Origin of the sequence: Oerskovia flava, from assembly GCF_026163685.1 — a bacterium.
Lineage (GTDB): Bacteria > Actinomycetota > Actinomycetes > Actinomycetales > Cellulomonadaceae > Oerskovia_A > Oerskovia_A flava.
In genome coordinates this window covers 564,315-588,562 of the sequence record NZ_JAOXSR010000001.1, presented here as the reverse complement: position 1 = coordinate 588,562, position 24,248 = coordinate 564,315, and the positions used below count along the sequence as shown (strand labels likewise).

13 protein-coding genes are annotated in these 24,248 nt (G+C 72.4%); all 13 read right to left on the bottom strand.

From position 1 onward, the window contains the following. Positions 1 to 3: 3 nt before the first annotated feature. Positions 4 to 702 carry a hypothetical protein gene (locus OHL10_RS02495; protein WP_265520572.1) on the bottom strand — a complete coding sequence of 233 codons (699 nt, stop codon included), beginning with the start codon at positions 700 to 702 and terminating at the stop codon, positions 4 to 6. After that, positions 699 to 2,465 (bottom strand): serine/threonine-protein kinase, encoded by a 1,767-nt coding sequence (locus OHL10_RS02490; RefSeq protein WP_265520570.1) that lies wholly within the window; start codon positions 2,463 to 2,465, stop codon positions 699 to 701. Before OHL10_RS02490 ends, OHL10_RS02495 begins: the two co-directional genes overlap by 4 nt. Next, a complete protein-coding gene (locus tag OHL10_RS02485; RefSeq protein WP_265520569.1) occupies positions 2,462 to 4,228 on the bottom strand; it encodes an FHA domain-containing protein in 1,767 nt (588 codons plus the stop codon). The genes OHL10_RS02490 and OHL10_RS02485 overlap by 4 nt, the downstream gene beginning before the upstream one ends. Beyond that, positions 4,225 to 5,064 (bottom strand): PP2C family protein-serine/threonine phosphatase, encoded by an 840-nt coding sequence (locus tag OHL10_RS02480; RefSeq protein WP_265520568.1) that lies wholly within the window; start codon positions 5,062 to 5,064, stop codon positions 4,225 to 4,227. The genes OHL10_RS02485 and OHL10_RS02480 overlap by 4 nt, the downstream gene beginning before the upstream one ends. Next, the gene (locus OHL10_RS02475) at positions 5,061 to 6,746 is read right to left on the bottom strand and encodes an RDD family protein (protein WP_265520567.1); all 1,686 of its coding nucleotides are present in this window, start codon (positions 6,744 to 6,746) and stop codon (positions 5,061 to 5,063) included. Before OHL10_RS02475 ends, OHL10_RS02480 begins: the two co-directional genes overlap by 4 nt. Next, entirely contained in the window at positions 6,746 to 9,178 is a 2,433-nt protein-coding gene (locus OHL10_RS02470; RefSeq protein WP_265520566.1) for a transglutaminase-like domain-containing protein, read from the bottom strand. Before OHL10_RS02470 ends, OHL10_RS02475 begins: the two co-directional genes overlap by 1 nt. Continuing rightward, positions 9,178 to 10,476 carry a DUF58 domain-containing protein gene (locus OHL10_RS02465; RefSeq protein ID WP_265520565.1) on the bottom strand — a complete coding sequence of 433 codons (1,299 nt, stop codon included), beginning with the start codon at positions 10,474 to 10,476 and terminating at the stop codon, positions 9,178 to 9,180. The genes OHL10_RS02470 and OHL10_RS02465 overlap by 1 nt, the downstream gene beginning before the upstream one ends. A 13-nt stretch (positions 10,477 to 10,489) precedes the next feature. Then, positions 10,490 to 11,464, bottom strand: a complete 975-nt coding sequence (locus OHL10_RS02460; protein WP_265520563.1) for an AAA family ATPase — start codon at positions 11,462 to 11,464, stop codon at positions 10,490 to 10,492. A 60-nt stretch (positions 11,465 to 11,524) separates the two neighbouring features. Further along, positions 11,525 to 17,593, bottom strand: a complete 6,069-nt coding sequence (locus tag OHL10_RS02455; protein WP_265520562.1) for an Ig-like domain-containing protein — start codon at positions 17,591 to 17,593, stop codon at positions 11,525 to 11,527. A 219-nt stretch (positions 17,594 to 17,812) separates the two neighbouring features. Continuing rightward, complete coding sequence (locus tag OHL10_RS02450) at positions 17,813 to 18,859, bottom strand: polyprenyl synthetase family protein (RefSeq protein ID WP_265520561.1); 1,047 nt, start codon at positions 18,857 to 18,859, stop codon at positions 17,813 to 17,815. Continuing rightward, positions 18,856 to 20,619, bottom strand: coding sequence for an NADH-quinone oxidoreductase subunit NuoN (gene nuoN, locus OHL10_RS02445; RefSeq protein ID WP_265520559.1), 1,764 nt, complete (start codon positions 20,617 to 20,619; stop codon positions 18,856 to 18,858). Before nuoN ends, OHL10_RS02450 begins: the two co-directional genes overlap by 4 nt. Then, positions 20,616 to 22,202 carry an NADH-quinone oxidoreductase subunit M gene (locus tag OHL10_RS02440; RefSeq protein ID WP_265520558.1) on the bottom strand — a complete coding sequence of 529 codons (1,587 nt, stop codon included), beginning with the start codon at positions 22,200 to 22,202 and terminating at the stop codon, positions 20,616 to 20,618. Before OHL10_RS02440 ends, nuoN begins: the two co-directional genes overlap by 4 nt. 12 nt (positions 22,203 to 22,214) lie before the next feature. After that, a complete protein-coding gene (gene nuoL, locus OHL10_RS02435) occupies positions 22,215 to 24,245 on the bottom strand; it encodes an NADH-quinone oxidoreductase subunit L (RefSeq protein WP_265520557.1) in 2,031 nt (676 codons plus the stop codon). Positions 24,246 to 24,248 lie beyond the last annotated feature (3 nt).

Genomic DNA, 24,248 nt, shown 5'->3' with positions numbered 1-24,248 from the left:
GGGTCAGACGTCCTCGGTCAGGTCGAGCAGCGGGAGATCCTCGGTCGTGACGAGCCGGGACGCGACCGCGTACTCGACGAGGCGCGCACGACGGTTCGTCGCGAGCGCGCCCGGCCCTCCGCGCAGCCCCTTGACCCCGATCCGGTCGAGCTTGTCGCAGACGTTGTCGAGCTTGCGGTTGAACCGCGTCGTGGCCCAGCCGAGCCGCGCGGCCGCGCCGGCCGAGCTGGGGATCTCCGACAGCCCGGTGCCGTCACGGCGCAGCATCGGCTCCGCGAGCGCCACGATGAGCTGCTTCTGGCTCGTCGTGAAGCTGATCATGCCGATCGTCGTCGCGCCGGTGTCGGGGTCCTCGGAGCGGATCTCCTGGTACGGCGCGCCCTTGAGCTGGGCGAGGATCTCGTACGTCGTCGGGCCAGCGGTGAAGACGATCGACGTCGTGGGGAAGACGATCGGCAGCCGGTTGCCCGGCGACAGCCAGGACTGCACTCCCCCGCCCGCGTCACAGACCGTCGCGGAGATGAGCGTGCCGACGTTGACGAGCCACCACAGCCCGGCCTCGTACGTGATGCACAGGAAGCGACGGTGCAGGTACGGGTTGTCCTCGATGGCGAGGTCACCGTCACGGCCGATGTCGAACGTCGGGCCGTCCGGGTCGGCACGGAACCACTCACCGCAGAACTCGATCGCCAGCTCGCTCACTCGGACTCCGTCCTCACGCAGGTCTGCTTGGGGTACGCCGACGCCCGCCCGTCCCGCACGAGCGTCACCTCGACACAGGTCTCGGGGCCCTCGACCGGCACCACGGCGTCGAGGTCGGCAGGCTCCCACGGCCCGGCGCTGCCGGCGCTCAGCCTCCGCCACCGATAGGTGTCGCCCTCCTCGTGGGACGGGGACTCCCAGGTGAACGTCACCTCGTCGGTGTCGGCGTCGTAGGTGCCGTCCAGGTCCGTCACCGAGGGGACGAGCGCGCCGAGGTTGTCCTGGGGCGTGGACTCGCCGGAGCCTGCGCCCGAGCCGGCGTCATCCTCCCCGGGCGACCCGTCGGTCGACGTGCCACCCGCAGTGCTGCTCGCCGTCCCGGTCGGTCTCGGGTCCGAACCGTCGGACGCGTCGAGCACGGCGTAGCCCCCGATCCCGACGCCGACGAGCACCACGGCGGCGACGATCGCCGGCCACAGCGCACGGCGCCGGGTCGGGGCCTCCTCGCCGGGGGTCGGGGCGCCCACGACGTCGGGCGTGCGGTGCACCGTGTCCTCGACCGGCGCCGTTCCCCAGCGCGGGGCCGGGGCCACGACCGGCGGCGGGGTCCGCACCGGCGCGACGGGCGGCGCCTCCTGCGCGGACGCTTGCTGCGCGTACCCGGCGGGCGTGTGCTGCGGCAACGGCACCGGACCGAGGTCCGACGTCGGCGAGGTCCCCGCGGGGGCGACCGCACCGCTCGTGCCCGTGCCCGTGCCCGCAGCGTACGGTGTCGTCCCGGACGGCCCGGTGGCAGGGGCCGCGGGCCGCGCGCCACGTGGGTCGATCGCGACGACCTGGCGCAGACGGGTGCCTCCGTCGTCGTCCGGTTCCTCGACATGCACCTGACCGGACCCGTCGACGACGTCGATCGGCGTCACCGCGAGCGAGAGCTCGGTCTGCACCTGCTGCAGCGCCCGCGCGAACGCGAGCATCGTCGGGTAGCGGGACCCGGGCGCCTTCGCCATCGCCGTGCCGAGCGTGCGCTCGAGCGAGGCAGGGACGTCCGAGCGGCCGATCCGCGCGAGCGGCGCCTGCTCGATCCGGCTCATCAGGCTCGCGCTCGAGTTCGACCCGCCCGGCACCTCGAAGGGGGTCCGGCCCGCGAGCAGCGTGTACGTCGTAGCGGCCAACGCCCAGATGTCCGTGGGCAGGCCGCTCTGCGGCGGGTCGCCGAACGACTCCGGCGGGGACCACGGGATCGACATGCCCTCCGCGCGGGTCGCGTCGGCGAGGGTCGCGGAGATGCCGAAGTCCGTGAGGACCGGGTGCCCGTACTCCGTGACGAGGATGTTCGCCGGCTTGATGTCGCGGTGCACGATGCCGAGCTGGTGGGCCGTCTCCACGGCCCCCGCGATCTGCACCGCCACGCGCAGCGCCTCCGCCACGCTGAACCTCTCGGCGCGGTAGCGCGCGCCGAGGTTGGGGCGCGAGCAGTACTCCATCGCGAGGTACGGGCGGCCGTCGTCCGCGACGTCGGCCTCGTACATCGTGACGATCGACGGGTGCGTCGACAGCGTCGCCATGAGGTCGGCCTCGGCGTCGAACGCGGCCCGCTGCGCCTCCCCCGACCACTCGTGCAGCAGGACCTTGACCGCCACCCGCCGACGCGGTCGCTGCTGCTGGTAGAGGAAGACGTCGGAGAACCCGCCGGATCCGATGAGGGAGACGTACTCGAAGCCCTTGATGAGCGGTGGTGCGGACGGCGCGCGCTTGCTGCTCACAGAAGGCCTTCGAACGTCATCGTCACCCCGTCGCCGAGGTCGACGACGTCGTCCGTCGCCACCATGACCGCCTCACCCGGGTGCAGGCGCCGGGCGGGCTGCCCGGGCCGGAGCAGGGTGGTGCCGTTCGTCGTGCGGAGGTCGCTGACGAGCACGTGCCAGTCCTCGAGCCGGATCTCGACGTGCGAGCGCGAGATGTCCTGCTGCGGGCTGGCGACCGTCACGAGTCGCGGCAGCTCAGAGCTCTGCCCGCGCTGCGACCGCGGCCGACGACCGACGACGACGGACCGGTCCAGCTCGACGACCTGACCGTTCGACAGCACGACCCGACCGAGCGACGGCCGGGCGACGAGCTGGGCGTCCGACTCGAGCCCCCCGCCGCACTGCGCGCACGTGTCGCGCGACGGCGGGTTCGGGTGGCCCTGCGCGCAGCAGCGCGCGAGGATCTGCTGGTCGCTCGGCGTCGCGTCGAACGCAGGCCCCGCCTGCGCCCCGGGACCGGGGACGGGTGGTGCGGGCGGAGCCGGCGGGACGCTCAGCAGCTCGTCGGCGAGAGTCGGCTCGCCCGACGACGGACCGGGAGGTGCGTGCTCCGCGGCGCTCGCCGCCGCCGCGCGCAGGTCGGCGATCGCCGAGGAGAACACGGTGTGCCCGTCGTGGTCGTCGACCTCTGCGTCCGTGGGCGCCCCCGGTTGCTCGGGTACCGCGACGTGCGCGGCCCGTTCCACGGCGGCCGGGGTCGCCCCCGTCCACTCGCGGGGAACCCCGGAGATCACTCCGCTGCCATCAGCAGCGGGCAGGTCGGTCGGCGGACCCACCAGCGCGTCCAACGAGGAGGGCGCAGGTGCCGTGCCCGGCACGGGAGCGGGGACCTCTGGTGCGGCGGCGGACCCGGCGACGGTCGGCGGGCCGGGGACGGGCGGGCCCGCGTCGTCGTGCTCCTCGTCCGACTCCTCGACGCGGACAGCCGCCTCTTCGACGGTGCGCAGGACGGTCGACCCCCACAGGTGGCCGTACCCGTCGTCGCCGACAGGAGCGGCTTCCGGCTCGTCGTCCGGAGCACCTGCCGCGACGTCCGCCGGCAGCCCGAGCAGGTCGCCGACCGTGTCCGCGCCGGGCACCCCGGCGTCCGCGGCTGCTCCGGCCGGGACCTCGGCGAAGGTCATCTGGTCCGGGGCGATCGTCTCCTCCGATGCGGGCCCCCGGACGGAAACCACCTCCGGGGCGGGGGCGGGGTCCGCCGGTGGGCCCACCACGTCCGCCGCTGGGCTCACCACGTCCACCGCCGCCGAAGGTTCCACGAGCCAGGTCCGTACGCAGCGCGTCAGCACGATCCCGGCCACCACCGGGAGATCGTCGAGCGTGCCCGCTCCACCGGGCGGGGGCGGGACGTCGAGGGCGGTGCCGAGCTGGACGGACACCGACTCGACGCCCTCGAGCGTGCGCTCGGACCACGTCGTGACGTTCACGCCCGACACGTGCACGGACTCGCCGGCGAGCCCTACCGTGACCGACAGCTCACCACGCACCGCGACCTGGACCCGGCGGCCCCGGACGACGACCGCCGCGAACGGCGGGATGCTGCGCAGGCTCGAGCCGAACGCCCCGGTGAGGACCTGGATCAGCTCGACGATCCCGGCATCGCCGCCGAGACGACCCCACAGCTCGTCGAGGAGGCTCGGCGAGACGCCCTCCGGAAGGAGCACGACCGCCCCGTCCTTGACCAGACCGAACGCCGGACCCGTCTCGTAGCGCAGCGTCACGACACGTCCCCCATCTGCAGCTGAATCTCTCGTGGCAAGGTGTCCTCGTCCGCGAGGCCGTCGCCGTCCCGGGGCGTGGTGCTGCCCCCGTCGGTGTCCTGCCGCAGACCCGTGGCGTCGATGACGAGAACTGTGATGTTATCGCGCCCGCCTGCGGTGATCGCCTCGTTGACCAGCAGCTCTGCAGCGTGCTGCGGGTCGTGCTGCGCGAGCAGGATCTCGCTGATCCGCCCGTCCGAGAGCTCGCCGGTGAGCCCGTCGGAGCAGATGAGGAAGCGGTCCTGCGTGCGGATCGGGATGTACCAGTAGTCCGCCTGGGGTGCGAGAGCGGACCCCAGCGCCCGCGTCACCACGTGCCTGCGCGGATGGACCTGTGCCTGCGCCGCGGTGAGGAGTCCCGCGTCGATGAGCTCCTGGACCTCGGAGTGGTCGACGCTCACCTGCTCCAGGACGCCGTCAGAGAGGTGATAGGTGCGGGAGTCGCCCACGTTCACCACCAGCCAGTACGGCACCCCCTCCTGCTCCGCGACGACCACGCCCGTGATCGTGGTGCCGGCACCACGGCCCGGTGCCGTGGAGATCGCCCGGACGCCGTCCTGCGCCTCGGCGAGACGCACCCGGATGTCCTCGGGCGACACCGCTGCCTGCGCACCGAGCGGCCGCAGCGCGTCGATCGCCGTGGAGCTGGCGACCTCCCCCGCCTCGTGACCGCCCATACCGTCCGCGACGAAGAAGACGGAGCGGCCGGCGAGGAACGCGTCCTCGTTGAGCGTGCGGCGCGCGCCGCGGTGCGAGCACGCGCCCCAGCTCAGGTGGACCCCGGTCTCGGTGCTCACGAGTGCTCCCGCTCACGGACGACGACCCGGCGGTCCCCGACCTGGATCGTCGCACCCGGGAGGACCGCCACCCGTTCTCCAGGTGCCGCGACACGCGGGGCGGCGCCGTCGGGCTCCAGCACGGTCCCGTTGGTCGACCCGCGGTCCGTCAACCAGATCCCGCTGTGGTCCACGCGCAGCTCGGCGTGGGTCTTGGACACCGACCGCGTCGGGTCCTCGACCCGCACGAGCGTCCAGGCCTCGCCGGCCGGCGCCTGCGGGTTGCGGCCGAGCAGCGCCCGACCCTCGACGAAGATCTCCTCACCCGCCTCCGTCACGAGCACCACCCCGGACCGGGGCAACAACGTCGCCTCCCCGGCGGTCGAGCGCAGCGCAGCCGGGCTCATCCGGGTGCTGTCCCAGTCCGGGTCCTCGGTCCCCGGATCGGCGGGCGCCGGAGCCTGGTGGGTCGGGTCGTGGGGGGCCCGGGCGCCGGGCTGCCCGTGGGCCGACGGCGCAGGGCTGGGCGGAGCAGGCGGGGCGGGTGCGGGCGTCGGCGGTGCAGCCGGCGCCGGTGCCTGCTGAGCAGGCGCCGGCGTGGGCGGGGTGGAGGACGGTGCAGGTGCAGGTGCCATGCCCGGGACGCCGGTGATGAGCCCGGACCCGTCGACCGGGGCGGGCGCGGGTGCCGGGAAGCTCCACGGGTCGGGTGCCGGGGCAGACGGCGGGGGCGGGGTCACCGACGTCGCGGTGGCAGGCTGCGGCGGCTGGTGCTGCGGGGCGTGCTGCTGGGCCGGGTGCTGCGGCGCGGGCCGGACCTGCTGGGCGGGTGCCTGCTCGATGTCGGCCGCGCGGACGTCGAGCACCACCGAGCGCGCGACCTTGTCGTGCCAGCCCTGGCGGCGACCGGAGCTGTCGAAGGCCGGGGACAGGACGACGACGTACTGCCCGATGCCGAACGCGATGGAGCCCAGGCCGATGATGATCCACCGCAGCGCGGCGCGACCGAAGCCGATCGGCGTGCGGTTCTCGGCGTCGAGGGTGCGGATACCGAGGATCGAGTTGCCGATCGTCCGGCCGGTGCGGCCCTCCCACAGCCACAGCCCGACCATCGCCGCGAGGGACAGCAGCCCTGCCACGGCGATGTACCCGGTCAGCGCCTGGATCTGGTCGGTCAGCTCGGCCTCGGTCGTGCTCGCCATCATGTCGGCGCCGGCCGTCGCCAGACCGATCCCGATGACCAGCCCGGAGAGCGTACCGACGGCCAGCCCGTCGAGGAGGTAGGCGGCGAACCGGCGGCCCGTCCCGGCGGTCGGCGCCGAACCGACACCGCCGACGTTCCTTGGTCCGTCCAACCCTCGTCCACCCGACGGCCCCGTGGGCGCCGGTGCCCACGAACCGTCCGCACGTTGTGTCATAGCCATGACCTCCGGTTCCGTGGTGATGCCGAACGTGGGCGAGCCCGGCTCGGCGTACCGTGCCGACCCGCCTGCCGACCCGCCTGCCGACCCGCCCGCCGACCCGCCTGCCGCGTCGCCCGTCCGCGCACCGTACCCGAGCTGCACCTGGCCCACCGGCGCGGGCGGCGGTGGCGCGGCCTGCGCGCCGGTGCGGGGGAACGCCGTCCCGCAGACCGCGCAGAAGGCCGCCCCCGCCACCTGGGTGGACCCGCACGAGGTGCAGGTCGTCGTCCGACGCTCCATCAGCTGCCCTTCGACGGGGTACCCGGACGGCGCCGGAACCGCTCGATCTGGACGGACCGCAGGGACAGCGCCGCACGGATCCGCTGCCGACGGTTCACCGTGGACCGCATCCCGGTGACGACGCCGTCGACCTCGTCCCAGAACGCCGCGATCTCCTGGTCGCTCGGCTCCCCCGACCCGAAGACGGTGGCGTCCGCGCGGTGCGCGAGCCTGGTCGTCGGGGACTGCGCCGAGGGGAACGAGTCCGAGAGCAGGCCCGCACCCTCTCGACGGGTCGCCCCGGCCGGGACGCCCGTCCCGAGGTCGGTGGCGTTGTCGAGCACCTCGCGCCAGCCCCCGCTGATGCGGTCGACGGGGCGCTCCGCCTCGCGACGCCGAGCACGACGCCGACCCTTGTAGAGCAGGATCGCGATGATCGGGATCGCAAGCAGCACGAGGGGGATCGCGACGATCGCGCTGACGAGGAAGAGCTGTCCCCAGTCGAACTCGTCGGCGTCGGCGTCCTCCTCGGCGTCCTCGTCGTCGACCGTGCCGGACTCGGCATCGGCCGGCTCCTCGGGCGGCTCCGGATCCTCGAGCACGGGCGGCTTCGGCACGGGGTCGCTGCGCGGCTCCGGCTCGACCTGGTTGTCCTCGTCGGGCACGGCGTCCACGGGCACCCAGCCGTAGCCCTCGAACGCGATCTCGGCCCAGGCGTGCACGTCGCCGCCCGTCACGATGTACGGCTGCCCCGGCTCCCAGGCACCCTCGTCGGGGTAGAAGCCCATGACGACGCGCGCGGGGATGCCGGCCTTGTTCGCCATCAGCGCGAGGGCCACCGCGAACTGCTCGTCGTCGCCGATCATCTCGTCGGCGGCGAGCAGCGTCTCGATCCGCTCCGCGGAGTGGCCCGGGCGCGACGGCAGCTGGTCCTCGAGTCCGCTCGAGTAGATGCCCGTCGCCTCGAGCCCGTCCCGCAGGTTGAACAGGCGCTCGACCGGGTCGGTCGCCGAGCCCATGAACTGCTCGCCCTTGGCGTCGGCCGCCTGGGGCACGACGCTCGGCTGGGGGACCTCGACGTCGGCGACGGTGGCCGAGCGCAGGTCCTCCTCGGTCGGCTGCGGCGCGATGATCGCCTCGAGCCGGTACACGTCGCCCGGACGCAGGCCCGCCGTCGCCAGAGCCGTACCGGTCGTCGAGTTGTAGTAGGTGCTGTCCGCGAGCTCGCCCGCACGCTCACCGGAGAAGCTGATCCCCGCGAGGTACCCCGCGTCGGGCATCCAGTAGCCCTCGTAGCCCGTGACCTCGATGTCCAGCGTGGCCCGCGTGCCCTTCTCGAGGGTCGCGATCCGGTCCCCTGCGCGCGTGAAGACACCCGAGCCCGGGGCGCCGGTCGATGCGTCGTAGACGACGCCGCTGTACTCGTCGAGCGTCGCAAGCCGGACTCGCGCGCCCTCGGGCAGGCCGCGGACCGTGAACAGCTCGGTGTCCGTCATGTCCTTCGTGTACTTGCGGAAGCTCATGAGCGGGCTGACGTACTCGTGCAGGTCGAGCGGCGGCACGACCTCCTCGCGCAGCACGGTGCGCCCGGTACCCGGCGTCACCATCGGGGCGAGCAGGACGGCGGCGAGCGCGCCGACCGCGAGCATCCCTGCCCCCGCGCGTGCCCGGTGCCAGCGCAGCCTGCGCACCGCGGCCCGGCTCGCCTCGGTCGAGACCGGGTGCTGACCCATCCGCTGCTCGGTGACGCGCCAGGACGCCCACAGCAGACCGACGACGCCGAGAACCAGACCCTGGACGAGCGGCAGGGCCGGGATGATCGTGCCGAGCAGGATGACCCCGACGAGCAGGGCGACCGCGGGCAGGAGAGCCCATGCCGCACGGCGGGCACGCCACGCGATGGTTCCGGTGAGGACCCCGGCGACAAGGAAGAGCAGGTACGGGACGACGGCGAGGTCGGGGAACGACTGCAGCGGCGGGACCGTCGTGACGATCCCCTTCCAGCCGGTGACCGCGCCGAGGAGCAGCTCGCGGAAGGTCGTCAACGTGGGCAGCACGCCGCCCAGGGTCGTGCCGCGCAGCGCGAGCGCCCCGCCGAGGAGCAGGTAGGCCACGACCGTGACGGCCGCGACGCTGATCGCGGGCCAGCGGCGCCACGCACCGAGCCAGGCCACGCCGAGACCGACGAGGGCGCCGCCCAGCGCGGGCAGCAGGTACGAGGCAGTCCCCCAGGCGGGACCGAGCCCGATCATGGCGGCGACCAGGAACGCGAGGACGGCCAGGCCGTCGACGAGGCCGACGAGGCGCACCGCGCGCGGCGCCTGCGGGCCGTTGCGCCGGGTGAGCCGCGGAGACGTCCCCGTGCCGCCGGTCCCGCCGGTCGTCCAGGGCTCGCCGGTGTTGCCGGCGTTGTCGGGCGTGGTCGCGCCGCGGGTCGTGGTGGGAGCACTCATCAGTCGTTCAGCCTCCGCAGGGCGTGGGGCAGCTCCGCGAGATCCCCGAGGGTGAGCACGACGAGCTCGGCGATCGCGTGCCGGCTGAGCGAACCGCCGGGTACGCACTGGATCGCCATGACCCGCACGTCCTGGGGCAGGCGGGCGGACGCGGCGCGCAGCTCGGTGGGCGTGACCTTGCTGCCGACGATCAGCGCGACGACCGAGGCGTCGGCGACGGTCGACCCGGCGACCCGTGCGAGGTCGACGAGGCTCGTGCTCATCTCCTTGGTCTCGATCGCGGAGAGGTCGTCGAGCAGGCGGGTGCGGTGGTCACCGCGGAGCGACCCGTCGTTGACGAGCACCGTCAGGCCACGGTCCTCCTTGATGGCCTGCAGCCCGAGCGAGCCGCACACGCTCACGGCGAGCTCGAACTCGTCGTCGTGCGCGTAGTCCTGCGCCCGGGTGGAGAGCACGACCGCGAGGTGCGAACGCCGGGTCTCCTCGAACTGGCGCACCATGAGCTGGCCGGTGCGTGCCGTCGTCTTCCAGTGGATGTGCCGGCGGTCGTCCCCGGGGACGTAGTCGCGCAGGGCGTGGAAGGACACGTCCGAGTTGGAGATGTCCTGCGTGACGCGGCCCTCGAGGTCCCGCAGGAACCCGGTCGAGGAGCCTGCGAGGTTCTTGGTGCGTGGGTGGACGTAGAGCTCCTCGGGCTCGGTCCACACGACCGTGCGCCGCAGGAGCCCGAGCGGGTCGGCGCGCACCGAGCGCACCGGGCCCACGGGGATGACCGAACGTCGGTGCGTGGGCACCGCGAAGACCTCCTCGTGGGCGGCCTTCGGCCGCAGGCGCGGCACCGGGAACGACGCGACCCCGGCCCCCACCGGCAGCTCCATGATGGATGGCAGGAGCGGGCGCGCGGAGTCGTTGCGCACGTCCAGCCGCCCGACGGCGCGGTCCCCCACCGTGACCCGCTGCTGCGCCAGGTCGAGGGCGACCGTGTAGCGGAACCGGCCGAGCACGAACACGACGGCGCTGAGCAGCGCCACCGTCAGGAGCACCGCGAGGACCACGACCTCGATCCACACGTACCACAGGCCTGCCCACCAAGTCGCGATCGTCCCGGCGAGCACGGCCCAGCCGAACGGGCTGACGACCCCGAGGACGGGACCGACGGCGTCGGCCACCGGACGGACCACCGGTCGTACGACGGGCTCGAGGCGCTTGCCGAGCGGAACGGTCGCGGCGCGCACGCCGGACGCCGCCCGGCGCGGCGCGGTGCGGACGGCCGAGAAGGCCGAGGTGAAGGAGGTCATGGAGCTTTCCGGGTCAGGCCGAGCGACGTTCCTGCGGCGCTGCGACGTCCGCGAGGATACGGCCCAGGACGGCCTCGTTCGTGGCCCCGGCGAACTCCGCCTCGGGGTCGAGGACCAGACGGTGCGCCCACACCGGCTGCGCGAGCTCCTTGATGTCGTCGGGCAGGACGTAGTTGCGGCCGTGGGCGGCAGCCCACACCTTGGCGCAGCGCACGATGGCGAGCGCCCCGCGCACCGAGACACCGACGCGCGCCTCGCTCGCGTTGCGCGTCTCCTCGGCGAGCCGGGAGATGTACTCCAGCACCGCGCCGTCGACGTGCACGCGCGCCGCGAGGTCGGCCATCTCGGTCACGGCCTGGGTCGTGATGAGCGGCTTGAGCGTCTGGCTGCGGTCACGCACCGACGCCCCCTCGAGGATCTCCACGGTCGAGGCGTGGTCGGGGTAGCCGATCGAGGACTTCATGAGGAAGCGGTCGAGCTGGGCCTCCGGCAGGCGGTACGTCCCCGCCTGCTCGATCGGGTTCTGGGTCGCGATGACCATGAACGGGCGGCCCACGGAGTGCCCGACACCGTCGACCGTGACCTGGCCCTCCTCCATGACCTCGAGGAGCGCGGACTGTGTCTTCGGCGAGGCACGGTTGATCTCGTCGGCCAGCACGATCGACGAGAAGATCGGCCCCGGGTGGAAGTCGAACTTGCCCGTCTTCTGGTCGTAGATCGTCACACCCGTGACGTCCGACGGCAGCAGGTCGGGCGTGAACTGGATGCGGTTCTGCGTGCCCTGCACGCTCGCGGCGAGCGACCGGGCGAGCGACGTCTTGCCCGTCCCGGGGGCGTCCTCGAGGAGGATGTGCCCCTCCGAGAGCATGCACGTCAGCGACAGGCGGACCACGTGGGGCTTGCCCAGCACGGCCAGGCCGACGTTCGTGACCAGCCGGTCGAAGGTCTGAGCGAACCAGGCGGCCTGCTCGGGGGTCATCGTTGCCATCAGATTCCGTTCTCGTCGTGCTCGTCGGTCAGGTGTTCAGGGAGTGCGGGCACCCGGCGGTCACCACCGCACGGACTCGGACCGTTGTCCGTTGATGACGACCCAGACGTTGTGCCCGGCGTAGTTCGGGGATCCCGACCCGATGTAGCACTGGGTCTGGATCTCGCCGTTCGCCGGCACGTTCACCCACGAGGAGGCGAACTGGTGTGGGCCGCTCCGGAAGTCGGTCCAGCACTGGACGGTCTGCTGTCCGGTCGCCTCCCAGTTCTGCGTGACCACGTTGACGTACTTGCACGTCGGGTCGCTGCAGTTGCTGTTGCTCATGGAGTTGCCCTTCGCTGCGCGAGCAGAGGGTTGCGGACGCGGGTTCGTCGTCGCGCTCCTCGTCGCTGACGCGGTGCCGGTCCGGTTCGGCGCTTCGGTCTCCACGGCGCGAGCCTGGATCGAATGGGTCTGGTCGTAGCCGTTGCCGACCGTCCGCGAACCAGAGTTGGCGACGTTCTCCCAGCTACCGCCGTTGATACGGATCTGCACCCGGTAGCTCCGACCGTGCGAGCCCGGGTCGGTCCACGAGAGCTGCACCTGCTGTGCGCCGGACTTGGTGGCGCTGACGCCGGGCACCCGGATGTCGCCGTACGGTCGCACCGAGTTCGCGGTGGCGGCCGTTCCCGGTGTCTGCGAACCGTCGACGCCGGCGACTCCCCGGACCTGGATCGCATATCCCTGCCCGTTGGTCAGCCCGGTCACCCGCTTGTTCGCGGCGAGCCCTTGCCACCCTCCACCCGCGTTGTACTGGTACGTGATCTCGTCGGCGCGCACGCCGGTGCCCGACGCGTTCCCGAACTCGAGCTGGACGGTGCCGTTGGCCCCCGTCGCCGTCGCGCGCAGGCCCGAGACGGCGCCCGGGGCTGCGTACGCGCGCACAGGGTTGGACACCCCGCTGAACTCGGCCTCGCCGAACTTGTCGGTGGCCTTGTTGTGCGCCCGCACCCGGAACGTGTAGTCCGTGGTGTTGGCCGGGACGTTGAGCGTCTGCGACGTCGCGCCGCCGCCCGCCGTCGCGGTCTGCACGACGGAGTCCCCGCGCAGCGCCTGGACGGTGTAGGACGTGATGTCGGCACCGTTGTTGTGCGGCGCGGTCCACGTCACGTTCATCTGCGACTGCTCGCCGATCGACGTGCGCGTCACCGCCGGGCGCGCGGGTGCCGCGGGCTTGCCCGCCGGGACCTCGGCCGCGGACGCGCCGCCCCAGTCCGAGGGGTCCGGTGCCGCGTTCACGGCCTGGATCTTCACCGTGTAGGCGGTGCCGTTCGCGAGCCCGTCCCAGACCACCGAGGACCCGGTGACGCCTTCCTTGTACCGCTCGCCCGACGGCGGGGTCGGGACGATCTCGAGGTTGACCGACTCGATCGGCGAACGGTCCGTGTACGACGCGTTCTGCCACGTCACCGTGAGGCTCTCGTCACCGAACTCGAGCGACGGCGGCGACGGCGGGTCGGGCTTCTCGTCCGGACGCGCCATCTCGGAGGCCGGCGACGGCTCGGACGCGCCGACGTCGTTCGTCGCGACCACCGTGAAGGTGTACTCGACGTCGTTCGTCAGACCGTCCAGGGTGCACGTCGTCGTCGCGCACTCCTTGGAGTAGCCCCGGTCCGAGCGCACCGTGTAGCCCGTGATGTCGGCACCGTTGTTGTTCGGCGGCGTCCACGAGAGCACCACCGTCCGGGACCGCACCTCCTCGACGCTCGGCCGTGTGGGGGTGTCCGGCCGTCCGAGCACAGTGAGCTTGATCCGGCCCTCGACCTCCCGGTCGACGTCCTGCGTGGCGTCCTGGATGCGGTACCGCACCACCATGACGCCGACGAAGTTCTCGTTCGGCGTGACCTGGACGTTCGACCCCGAGACCACGGCCTCGCCGCTTCCGGTCTCGACGACAGCGGCGACGAGCTCGAGCGGGGTGTCCGGGAACGGGTTGGAGTCGTTCGCGAGCACCGGGACGGTCTCGGTCCGTCCCTGGTGCACGTCGTTCACGACGTCCTCGTTGGCCCGCGCGAGCGGGCGTGTCGAGGCGACCACCCGCACGGCGAGCGACCCGTCCACCGGTGGGTTCTCGCCGTCGGACACCGTCAGGGGAATGGTCGCCGACGTTCCCTTCGGCAGCTGGGGGGTGGCCTGCACGACGGCGCGGCTGCCCTCGACCGTGACCGTCAACCCGTCGGGCGACGCGCCGGCGGTGAACGTCAGCGGGTCGTCGTCCGGATCCGAGGCGAAGCGCCCGAGGTCGACCGACGCGTCCTCGCCCGCCGCGACCTCGACCGATGGTTCCCGCAGCTCCGGCGGCAGGTTCTCCGGCGGCAGGACCGTGATGGGGAGCGTCAGGACGGCCGTGTTCCCGTCGGGGTCGTCCGGACCCGACCCGTCCGTCACCTCGAAGGAGACGGACGCCGGTCCGGAGTAGCCGTCGTTCGACGTATAGACGATCGTCGACTCGTCCGGAACCTCGCGTGAGCCTTCACGCGCGGTCACCTTCGACTCCACCGTGAGACGCGGAGCGCGACCCTCGAGCACCACGACGTAGTCCGTGATGTCGATCGACAGTTCCTCGCCCGAGTACACCTCGAGAGGCGCGATGCCGGGGCGAAGTGTCGGCTTCTGCTCCGCGATGCCCGGCACGTGCACGAACGCGCGCGCCGTGAGGCCGTCGATGTCCGTGATCGTGTAACCCAGCACCTGACGCTCGGTCGCCAGCGTCACCGTGACGGTGCCGTCGTCCTCGACGACCGCGGTCTCCTCGTCGACGGTCACCTCGAGCTCGCTCGCGGCGCCGTCCGGGTCGTCGTCGTTGGCCAGGACGTCGACGTTCACCGACTCCTGCCCGAGGATCGACTCGAGAGGCACGATGTCGTCGCGGGCGATCGGCTTGAGCAGCGGCGCGTCCTGGTCGACCTCGACCGTGATCGCGGCCGACGCCCGGGCGCCGTAGGTGTCCTCGATGGCGTAGTAGAAGGTGTACGACCCGGGCTCCGAGGGGCTCGTGAGCACGACCCGGTCACCGACGACCTCGGCACCCATGTCGTGCTCGTCCTCGATCGCGCCGGGCACGAGCGCGATGACGTCCCCGTCCGGATCGGTGTCGTTCGCGAGCGCGTCCACGGCCACGGTGCGCTCGGGGCGGACCGTCACGATGTCGTCGACCGCGACCGGCGGCTGGTTGGTGTCCGCCGGGCGCGCGATCCCGACGCGGACGACCCCGGTCGCGACCTCGCCGCGGGCGTCGAGGAGGGTGTAGGTGAACTCGTCGGCGCCGCTCGAGCGCGCCCCCGCCTCGTACTCGATGAAGGCGCCGTCGACCCGCGCGATGCCCTTGTCACCCTGCGTCGAGATCTCCGTCAGCTGGACCGAGTCGCCGTCGGGGTCGATGCCGTCGAGCGGGACCGCGATGCGCACGCTGCTCCCGGCGAGCACACGGGCCTCGATGTCGCGCGGCTGGGGCGGGGAGTTGTCCTCACCGTCGCGGATGTGGATCGTGATCTGGGCGGAGTCCTCCTGCCCGTTCTCGTCGCGCACGCGGTAGATCGCGTAGACGGTCCCCGCCTCGTCACCTGCCTTGAACCGGACGAGGTCCTCGGACACGAAGATCTCGCCCTGCTCGGGGTCGACGCCCTGCTCGAACTCGTCCTGGAGGAACAGCGGGAGTCCGTCGGGGTGCGTGTCGTTGCGCAGCACCGGGATGCTCACGACGTCCCCCGTGCGCACCGTCGCCTCGTCGGCGACCGCGTTCGGGGGCTGGAGCTTGGTCGGCGGTCGGACGGGGATGACACGCACCTCGCCCGTCGCGGTCTGCGTCCCGTTCGACACGGTGTACTCGACGGTCACCGGGTCCGTCAGCCGGCGGATCTCCGTGACCCGCAGCATCTGGTGGCCGAGGATGGCGACGGTGACACCGGCGTCGTCCGGGACGCGGACCGACTGCACGACGAGCACCCCGCCGGCGGGGTCGGTGTCGTTGGCCAGCACGTCGACGAGAGTGCTCCCGCCCGAGGGCAGCAGCGCCGTGTCGCTCACCACGATGGGTGCGCCCTCGTCGTCGGAGGGCGGCAGCACGTCGACCCGCACGAGCCCGGTCGTCTCGTTCGGGCCGTCGGTGACGACGTAGGGGATGTCGTAGGAGCGGGGCTCGTTCGACAGAAAGCGGAACGTGCCGGCGTCGTAGTTGGGTGTGATCTCCGCGGGCTCGAACTCGCCGACCGAGGTCAGGCGCAGCGGGTCGCCGTTCGGGTCGGAGTCGTTGCGCAGCGGTTCGATCGTCACCGGCTCGCCCGCCTGGACGACGACGTGGTCCTGGACCGCGATCGGCGGCAGCTGACCGGCACCTGAGACCTGCACGAGCAGGCGGCCCTCGAACGGCATCCCGAACGAGTCGACCACCGTGAGGCTGACCTCCTTGCGCCCCGTGGACCCACCGCCGTCGCGGAACTCGACCGTGCCGTCGGGACGCGAGCGCACCTCGTCCCCGTCGACCGTCGCGGCCGCCGACGACAGGTAGAGGTCGTCGCCGTCGGGGTCGCGGAAGTACGGCAGCACCTTGATGGTGGCCGACTTGCCCTGCTCGACGACGAGCACCGGCTCGCCCGTCTGCTCCGGGGCGTTGTTCTCCTCCCACGGCACGACGCGCAGGCTCACCGAGGCGTCGACGCGGCCGCCGGGGCGACCGTCGTCGACCGTGTAGCGGAAGCCGGCGGTGCCCGTCGCGTCGTCCGGGACGACGGCCTGCAGAGCCGCGCCACCCATGACCTGCTGGATCTCGATGCCGTTCGGCTGGTCCCCGGCGAGCTCGGCCGTCATGACGTCACCGTCCGGGTCGACGTCGTTGGCGAGCACCGGCAGGACCGTGCTGCGCCCCGGACGCACCCCGAAGTCGTCGTCGGCAGGCACCGGAGGCTGGTTCGGCTTCGACCGGTCGAGCACGACCTGGTCGACCTGCTCGGGGGCGGAGTCGTCCGCGTCGGACTCCTCGCCCTCCGCCTGCTCGGGCATCGTCTGGTCCCAGTCGTCGACGAGCTCGAACTCGTCCGCGGCCATCCACAGCGTGCCGGCGGCGAGGTCGTTGAGGACGATGACGTCGCGGTTGACCCGGTACTCCAGGCGCGACTGCGGGTCGACGCCCTCGAGCCGCATGTCCAGGTCACGACCGGTGCCCTCGCAGTCGCGCAGCACCTGACCCGACTGCGACCATGCGCCGTACGTGCACCCGCCGAGCTGGACCGGCCGCGCCGGGACGCCCTCTGCCCGGCGCACCTGCGCGTCGCCACCCGCGAGCGGCTGCTGGACCAGCCCGGTGGCCGTCGCGACCGCGACGGTCTCGGTCGCTGGACCTGGCTGCTGCAGCCGGGCGGAGTCGCCCCCGTCGATCGCGACGGTCGCGTTCCCGGGCAGCACGAGCCGCGACTGCGTCCGGTTGAGGATCACGGGCTCGTCGCCCACCACGGTCACCGAGACCGCGTCGCTCGGCGAGACGGCGAGGCTCGTGGTCTCGACCCCGCTCGGTGCACCGCGTCCGGTCACCTCGACCGTCGTCAGCTCGCCCTCGGCCGGCACCGCGACGAACACGGTGCCGTCCTGCGCCACAGCCAGCTCGCCGTCGGTGCCGAGCTCCGCCGTCGGCTCCTGGAACTCCGCGTCGAACGACGTGATGCCGGCGAACGGCATGACCCACAGCAGGCCGGTCTCGCCGTCGTAGACGGCCGCCGTCGGCCCCCCGGCCTCGACCGTCCCCTCGGCCGGGAGCGCGGCCGTGCCGTCGAACTTCAGGCGTGCGATGTCGATAGGGCTGGCGCTCCCGGACCCGGTGTCGGCGAGCAGCACCCGGTTGCCGGTCTGCGCGACGTCGAACGACGCGCTGCCGGCCAGGAGGGTGCCGTCGATCGCCTGCGACTCGTAGTTGAAGCGGGCGAGCTCACCCCCCGACGTGCGGGTGACCCACACGCCGGAGTCGTTGAGCTCGACGTCGGCCGTCGGCTCGCCGTCATAGGTGACCGCGAGGACCACGAGAGCCGTGGAGAAGATCGAGACGGTGGTCGCGGACGCGACCGTCCGACGCTTGTCGTACAAGCGCGACAGGAAGCTCACAGATCCTCCGAGGATGTGGGGCGTCGCGACCGGCCCCGTGCTCCGCGCGCTCAGGGCGCGCGTACCGGTCGCGCTCAGAAGGATAACTGTCTTGGCCCGGTTTCGACCCCCACGTCCGATGGGGAGAACTACCCTCGGACGGCGCCTGCCTGTCGACAACAGCCACACCGCACCTGTCCGACCAGGTCAGGTGCAGGCCTGGTGCAGCACGGGTGAAGTTCAGGCCGTGCGATCCGCCAGGGCTTGGGCGAACGCGACGAGCGCGTCCTTGACCGGACCGGCCGGGAGCGTCGCGATCTCCTCGACGGCTGCGCGCGCCCAGGACACCGCGAGCGCGCGGGTCTCGGCGAGGACCTCGTGGGCGCGCAGCGCCTCGACGACCCGCGCCAGGTCCTCGTCCGAGGACAGGTCGGCGTCGAGCATCCGCACGAGCTCCACGTCGGCCGCGCTCGCGCCCGGTGCCGCGGCGCGCGCTCGCAGCAGCAGCCCTGGCATGGTCGGGACCTGCTCCCGCAGGTCGGTCCCCGGGGTCTTGCCCGACTCGGCGCCCGACGACGCGAGGTCCAGCACGTCGTCCGCGAGCTGGAACGCGACGCCCAGCTTCTCGCCGTACGCGCTGACCGTCTCGACGATGTCGGCGGGGCAGTCGCCGAACATCGCCCCGAGACGTGCCGAGGTGGACAGCAGCGACGCGGTCTTGTCCGCGAGGACCTGCAGGTAGTGCTCGACGGCGTCCTCGCCGGCACGCGGCCCGAGCGTCTCGTGGAGCTGGCCCAGGCACAGCCGCTCGAACGTCCGGGCCTGGATGAGGACCGCCTCGGGGCCGAGCTCGGCGACCGTCGCGGCCGCGCGGGCGAAGAGCAGGTCCCCCGTGAGGATCGCGACCGAGTTGCCCCACACGGCGTGCGCCGACGGCGCGCCCCGGCGCACGGGCGCCGAGTCCATGACGTCGTCGTGGTAGAGCGACGCGAGGTGCGTCAGCTCCACGACCACCGCGGCCTGCGCCACCTCCGGGCGCCCACCGTCGCCGAGCTCGCCGGCGAGGAGCGTCAGCAGCGGGCGGAGCCGCTTGCCCCCGGCGTCGACGAGGTGCCGGGCCGCGGAGTCGACGAGGTCCTCGGCGTGCGCGACGGCGTCGCGCAGCCGGTCCTCGACGCCCGCGAGCCGGGCCGTGAGCCGCTCGGCGAGCTCCGGGTCGGCCAGCGGGATGGCCGAGGAAGTCTCGGGGGGCGAGCCGAGCGGAGAGACGGGAGGTACGGAGGTCACGGTCTGAACTTAACCGCCTCGAGGGCAAGATCGAGAACCGGGGACGGAAATACACCCAGCGCGACGACCCCGACGACGCACAGGACGAGCGCGACGGTGGTGAATCCCTGCGAGCGGACGACGGTCACACCGGGCGCGAGGCCGCCGTCGGGCTCGTCGCCCGTCGCCTCCGGACGCCCTCCAGGCGTGAAGAACATCAGCACGATGATCCGTACGTAGAAGAACACGGCCACCGCGGACGTCAGCACACCGATGACGACCAGGACCCACATCCAGCCACCGCCGCCGATCGCGGCCTGGAAGGCCGTGAACTTCCCGATGAAGCCGGCCGTCAAGGGGATGCCCGCCATCGAGAGCAGGAACAGGGAGAACGCGCCCGCGAGCCACGGGCTGCGCTTGCCGAGCCCGGCCCACTCCACGAGATGGGTGGCCTCGCCGAGGACGACGTCGCTCTCGGGGGCGCCCTCGACCCCGGCAGTGCTCCCGGCCCCGGCAGTGCTCCCAGCGTCCGCAGCGCCCGCGGTGCCGACGGCCACCGCCACCGGCTCCCGCCGAGGGGCGCGCTCCCGCACGAGCGTCACGACCGCGAACGCGCCGATCGTGGCCAGTCCGTAGGCGAGCAGGTAGAAGACCGTCGCGCGGATCGACAGCGCGTTGAACCCGATGACACCGACGAGCAGGAACCCCGCGTGGGCGATGGACGAGTACGCGAGCAGCCGCTTAATGTCGGTCTGCACGACACCGACGACCGTGCCGACGACCATCGTGGCGATCGCGACGACCCACAGCCCGACGAGCACGTGGTCGAGCTGCTCTTGCGGCAGACCCGAGCCGACGACGTAGAGCACCCGCAGGAGCGCACCGAAGGCGGCCGCCTTGGTGCAGGCCGCCATGAACCCGGTGATCGGGGTGGGCGCACCCTGGTAGACGTCGGGCGTCCACGCGTGAAAGGGCACCGCACCGATCTTGAAGAGCAGCCCGGCGAGCACGAGGAACAGCCCCGTGAGCACCATCGCCCCGGGCGGGCCGAACGGCGACGTACCGCTCACGAGCGCCTCGAAGATGCGGGCGAGGTCGACGGACCCGGCGTACCCGTACAGGAGCGCCACGCCGAAGATGAACAGCGCAGAGGCGAAGGCGCCGAGCAGGAAGTACTTGAAGGACGCCTCCTGCGACAGGAGCCGACGGCGGCGGGCCATCGCGGAGAGCACGTACAGGGGCAGCGAGAGCACCTCGAGCGCGACGAACATCACGAGGAGGTTCCCCGTCGCGGGGAAGATCATCATGCCGCCCACCGCGAAGAGGACGAGCGGGTAGACCTCGGTCTGCTGGACCCCGCGGCGCCGCGCAAGATCCTCGTACGGTGTACCGGGCACCGCCGCGGCGGTGGGGGCGAACGCGTCCTGGCCGGTGGAGGTCCGGTCGGCGACGACGAGCAGCCCGAGGACGGCCAGCAGCAGGACGATGCCCTGCACGGCGAGCGCGAACGGGTCGACGACCATGGACCCGCCGAGGATGCGGACGCCCGGGACCTCGTTCGGCAGACCCTGCACCCGCTCGTCGCCCCACAGGACGACGACCGCGGCGAGCCCTCCGAGGAGGGCACCGAGCCCGAGGACGATCTGCACCGGCCGGCGGGCGCGGTCGGGGACGAACGCCTCGACGAGGACGCCGATGACCCCCGCCCCGAGGACGACGAGGACGGGGACCAGGTAGGCCCACTCGATGACGGGCGCCACGAAGGCGGTGTCCGGGGTCACGAGTCGCTCCCTTCACCGGCGAGGAGTTCGATGTCGGCGGACGGGTCGGTGATCCCGACCGCGCCCAGGGTGGTCATGGTGACCTCGGCCGGCTCCCGCACGAGCTCGAGGGCCGGGGCGGGGTAGAACCCGAGGACCAGCAGGCCGGCGACCAGGACACCCGCCACCCACTTCTCGCGGGCGCCCAGGTCGGGCAGCGCCTCGAGACCGGTGGGCACCGGGCCGGTGAACACCCGCTGGTAGGTCAGCAGCACGTACAGCGCGGCGAGGACGACGCCGAGGGCCGCAACGAGCGCCGCGGGGCGGCTGGCCGCGAACGTCCCGACGAGCACCATGATCTCGCTGACGAACGTAGACAGCCCCGGCAGCGACAGGGCGGACAGGCCCGCCACGAGGAACGTGCCGGCCAGCACCGGGGTCACGCGCTGCAGGCCGCCGTAGTCCTCGACCCGTTGCGATCGCTGCGGGTGCCGGGCGACGAGGAACCCGGCGATGAGGAACAGCGCACCCGTCGAGATCCCGTGGTTGACCATGTAGAGCGACGAGCCGGAGATGCTCAGCGACGTGAAGGCGAAGATGCCGAGCACGATGAACCCGAAGTGGGAGACCGACGTGTACGCGATGAGCCGCATGATGTCGGACTGCCCGATCGCCATGAGCGCGCCGTAGAGGATCGACACGACCGCGAGGACGACGATCGCCGGTGCCGCCCAGCGGCTGGCCTCCGGGAAGAGCGGCAGGCACAGCGTGAGCATGCCGAAGGTGCCGACCTTGTCGAGCACACCCACGAGCAGGGTGGAGGTCCCTGCCGGGGCGTGCTGCGCCGCGTCGGGCAGCCAGGTGTGCACCGGAAACAGCGGCGCCTTGATCGCGAAGGCGAGGAAGAACCCGAGGAAGAGCAACCGCTCGGCCACCGGGTCGGCAGGCTGCGCGGCGAGGCTCGCCACGAGGTTGTCCGTGAGGTACGCCTGCTCCCCTCCGGGGCCCCAGAAGTACAGGCCGACGACCGCCGCGAGCATGATGAGCCCGCCCGCGAGGGAGAACAAGAGGAACTTCACCGCGGCGTACCGGCGCTGCGCCCCGCCCCCGAACCCGCCGATCATGAAGTAGACGGGCACCAGCATGGCCTCGAACACGACGTAGAAGAAGAACACGTCGCGAGCCGCGAAGACCGCGACCATCAGCGCCTCGAGCACGAGGACGAGCGCGAGGTAGTGCCTCAGCTTGCGGGCGTCCTCACCCTGCTCGCGCCACGCCGCGAGGATCACCAGGGGCACGAGCACGACCGACAGCGCGACGAGCAGCAGCGCCACCCCGTCGACGCCGAGCGCGTAGCTCACGCCGAGCTGCGGGATCCAGGGGTAGGTCTCGACGAGCTGGTGCGTGCCGGCGGTCGAGGTGTCGAACGCCGTGAAGGCGGCGACGAGGAGCGCGACCTGCACGAGCGACGCGCCGAGGGCGACGCCGCGCACGGCCCGCACCCCGGTCGTGCGCACGGGCAGGAGCGTGGTGAGCCAGACGGCGGCCGCACCCACGAGCGGCCAGGCGACGAGCAGCGTGAGCCAAGGAATCTGTGTCGACATGATGGTGTCCCCTCAGCTCGTCGGACCGGTCAGGGCGTCGGTGGCGTCTGCTCCGCCCGACAGGGCGAGGACCACCGCGATCACCACCAGGAGGCCGGCGAGCATGATCGCCGCGTAGGACCGGACGAATCCGTTCTGCATGCCGCGCACCCTCTCCCCGATCGAGCCGACGAGGCCTGCCAGGCCCATCCACCCGCCGTCGACCATCTGCCGGTCGGCGTACACGAGCGAGCGGGTCAGGTACTGGCCCGGGCGCATGACGACCGCCTCGTTGACGTCGTCCTGGTACAGGTCGCGACGGGCGGCGCGGGTGAGGACCGATCCCCGCGGGACCGCCACGGGGACGCGGGTCGTCACGTATCGGCGCCAGGCCAGCAGCACGCCGAGTGCCACGAGCACGAGCGTGAGCGTGATGATCAGCCACACCGGCAGGACCGGGTCCTCGTGCGCGGCGTGGCCGGTGACGGGCTCCAGCCAGTGCACGAACCCGTCCCCGAACGCGAGCAGGCCACCGAGCGCGACCGACCCGACCGCGAGGACGATCATCGGCACCGTCATCAGGCGGGGCGACTCGTGCGGGTGCTGCACGACGCCGTCCCGCGGCCCGCGGCCGTGCTCGTCTCCCGACCCGTCGTTCCAGCGGCGCTCGCCGTGGAACGTCATGAAGAACAGCCGCGACATGTAGAACGCGGTGATGCCGGCACCGAGGAGCGCGACGCCGCCGAACACCCAGGCGCGCCACGGCTCGCCGTCGACCGGCACGAAAGCGGCCTCGATGATCTTGTCCTTGCTCCAGAAGCCGGAGAACGGGGGGACGCCGAGGATCGCGAGCCAGCCGAGGCCGAACGTGATCCACGTGACCTTCATCGAGGTGCGCAGCGCGCCGAAGCGCCGCATGTTCACCTCGTCGCCCATGCCGTGCATGACCGACCCCGCGCCGAGGAACATCCCGGCCTTGAAGAACCCGTGCGTGACGAGGTGGAAGATCGCGAACGCGTAGCCGATCGGGCCGAGGCCCGCGGCGAGGATCATGTACCCGATCTGGGACATCGTGGAGGCGGCGAGCGCCTTCTTGATGTCGTCCTTGGCGCAGCCCACGATCGCCCCGAACAACAGGGTGACACCACCGACGATGACGACGACGAGCTGCGCGGTCGGCGCGCCCTCGAAGATCGGCGCCGAGCGCACCACGAGGTAGACGCCCGCCGTGACCATGGTGGCCGCGTGGATGAGGGCGGAGACCGGCGTCGGGCCCGCCATCGCGTCCCCGAGCCACGCCTGCAGCGGGAACTGGGCCGACTTGCCGCACGCCGCGACGAGCAGCGCGAGGCCGGTCGCGGTGAGCAGAGCGACGTCCGCGGCCGGAGCCTGCTCGAACACCGTCGCGAAGTCCACCGCGCCGAAGGTCGCGAACATCAGCATGAGCGCCGCGATGAGGCCCAGGTCGCCGATGCGGTTCATGACGAACGCCTTCTTCGCCGCCACCGCGTAGTCGCGGCGGTGGTTCCAGAAGCCGATGAGCAGGTAGGACGCGAGGCCCACACCCTCCCAGCCGACGAAGAGCAGCAGGAACGAGTCGGCGAGGACGAGGATCAGCATCGCCGCCACGAACAGGTTGAGGTACGCGAAGAAGCGCCGCCGGTCCTGGTCGTGCGCCATGTAGGCGACCGCGTAGACGTGGATGAGCGTCCCGACGAACGTCACGAGCAGGACGAACGTCATCGACAGCGGGTCGATCCGCATGCCGACCGCGACGTCGAGGCCCCCCGCGGAGATCCAGTCGAAGAGACGGTGGTCCACGACCCGCTCCTCGGCCGGCAGGCCGAGCATCGTCACGACCACCGCGACGGCGACCGCGAAGGCACCGGCCGACGTCGCGACGCCGAACCAGGCCCCCCAGCGGTCGCTCCGCCGGCCCGCGAGGAGCAGGATCGCGGCACCGACGAGCGGCAGCAGGACGAGCAGGGGTGCGAGCTGGAGGCCCGGGGGCACCACGTCGGTGGCGACCACGATCTCGGTCGGCCCGATGGCTGACGACAGCATTCC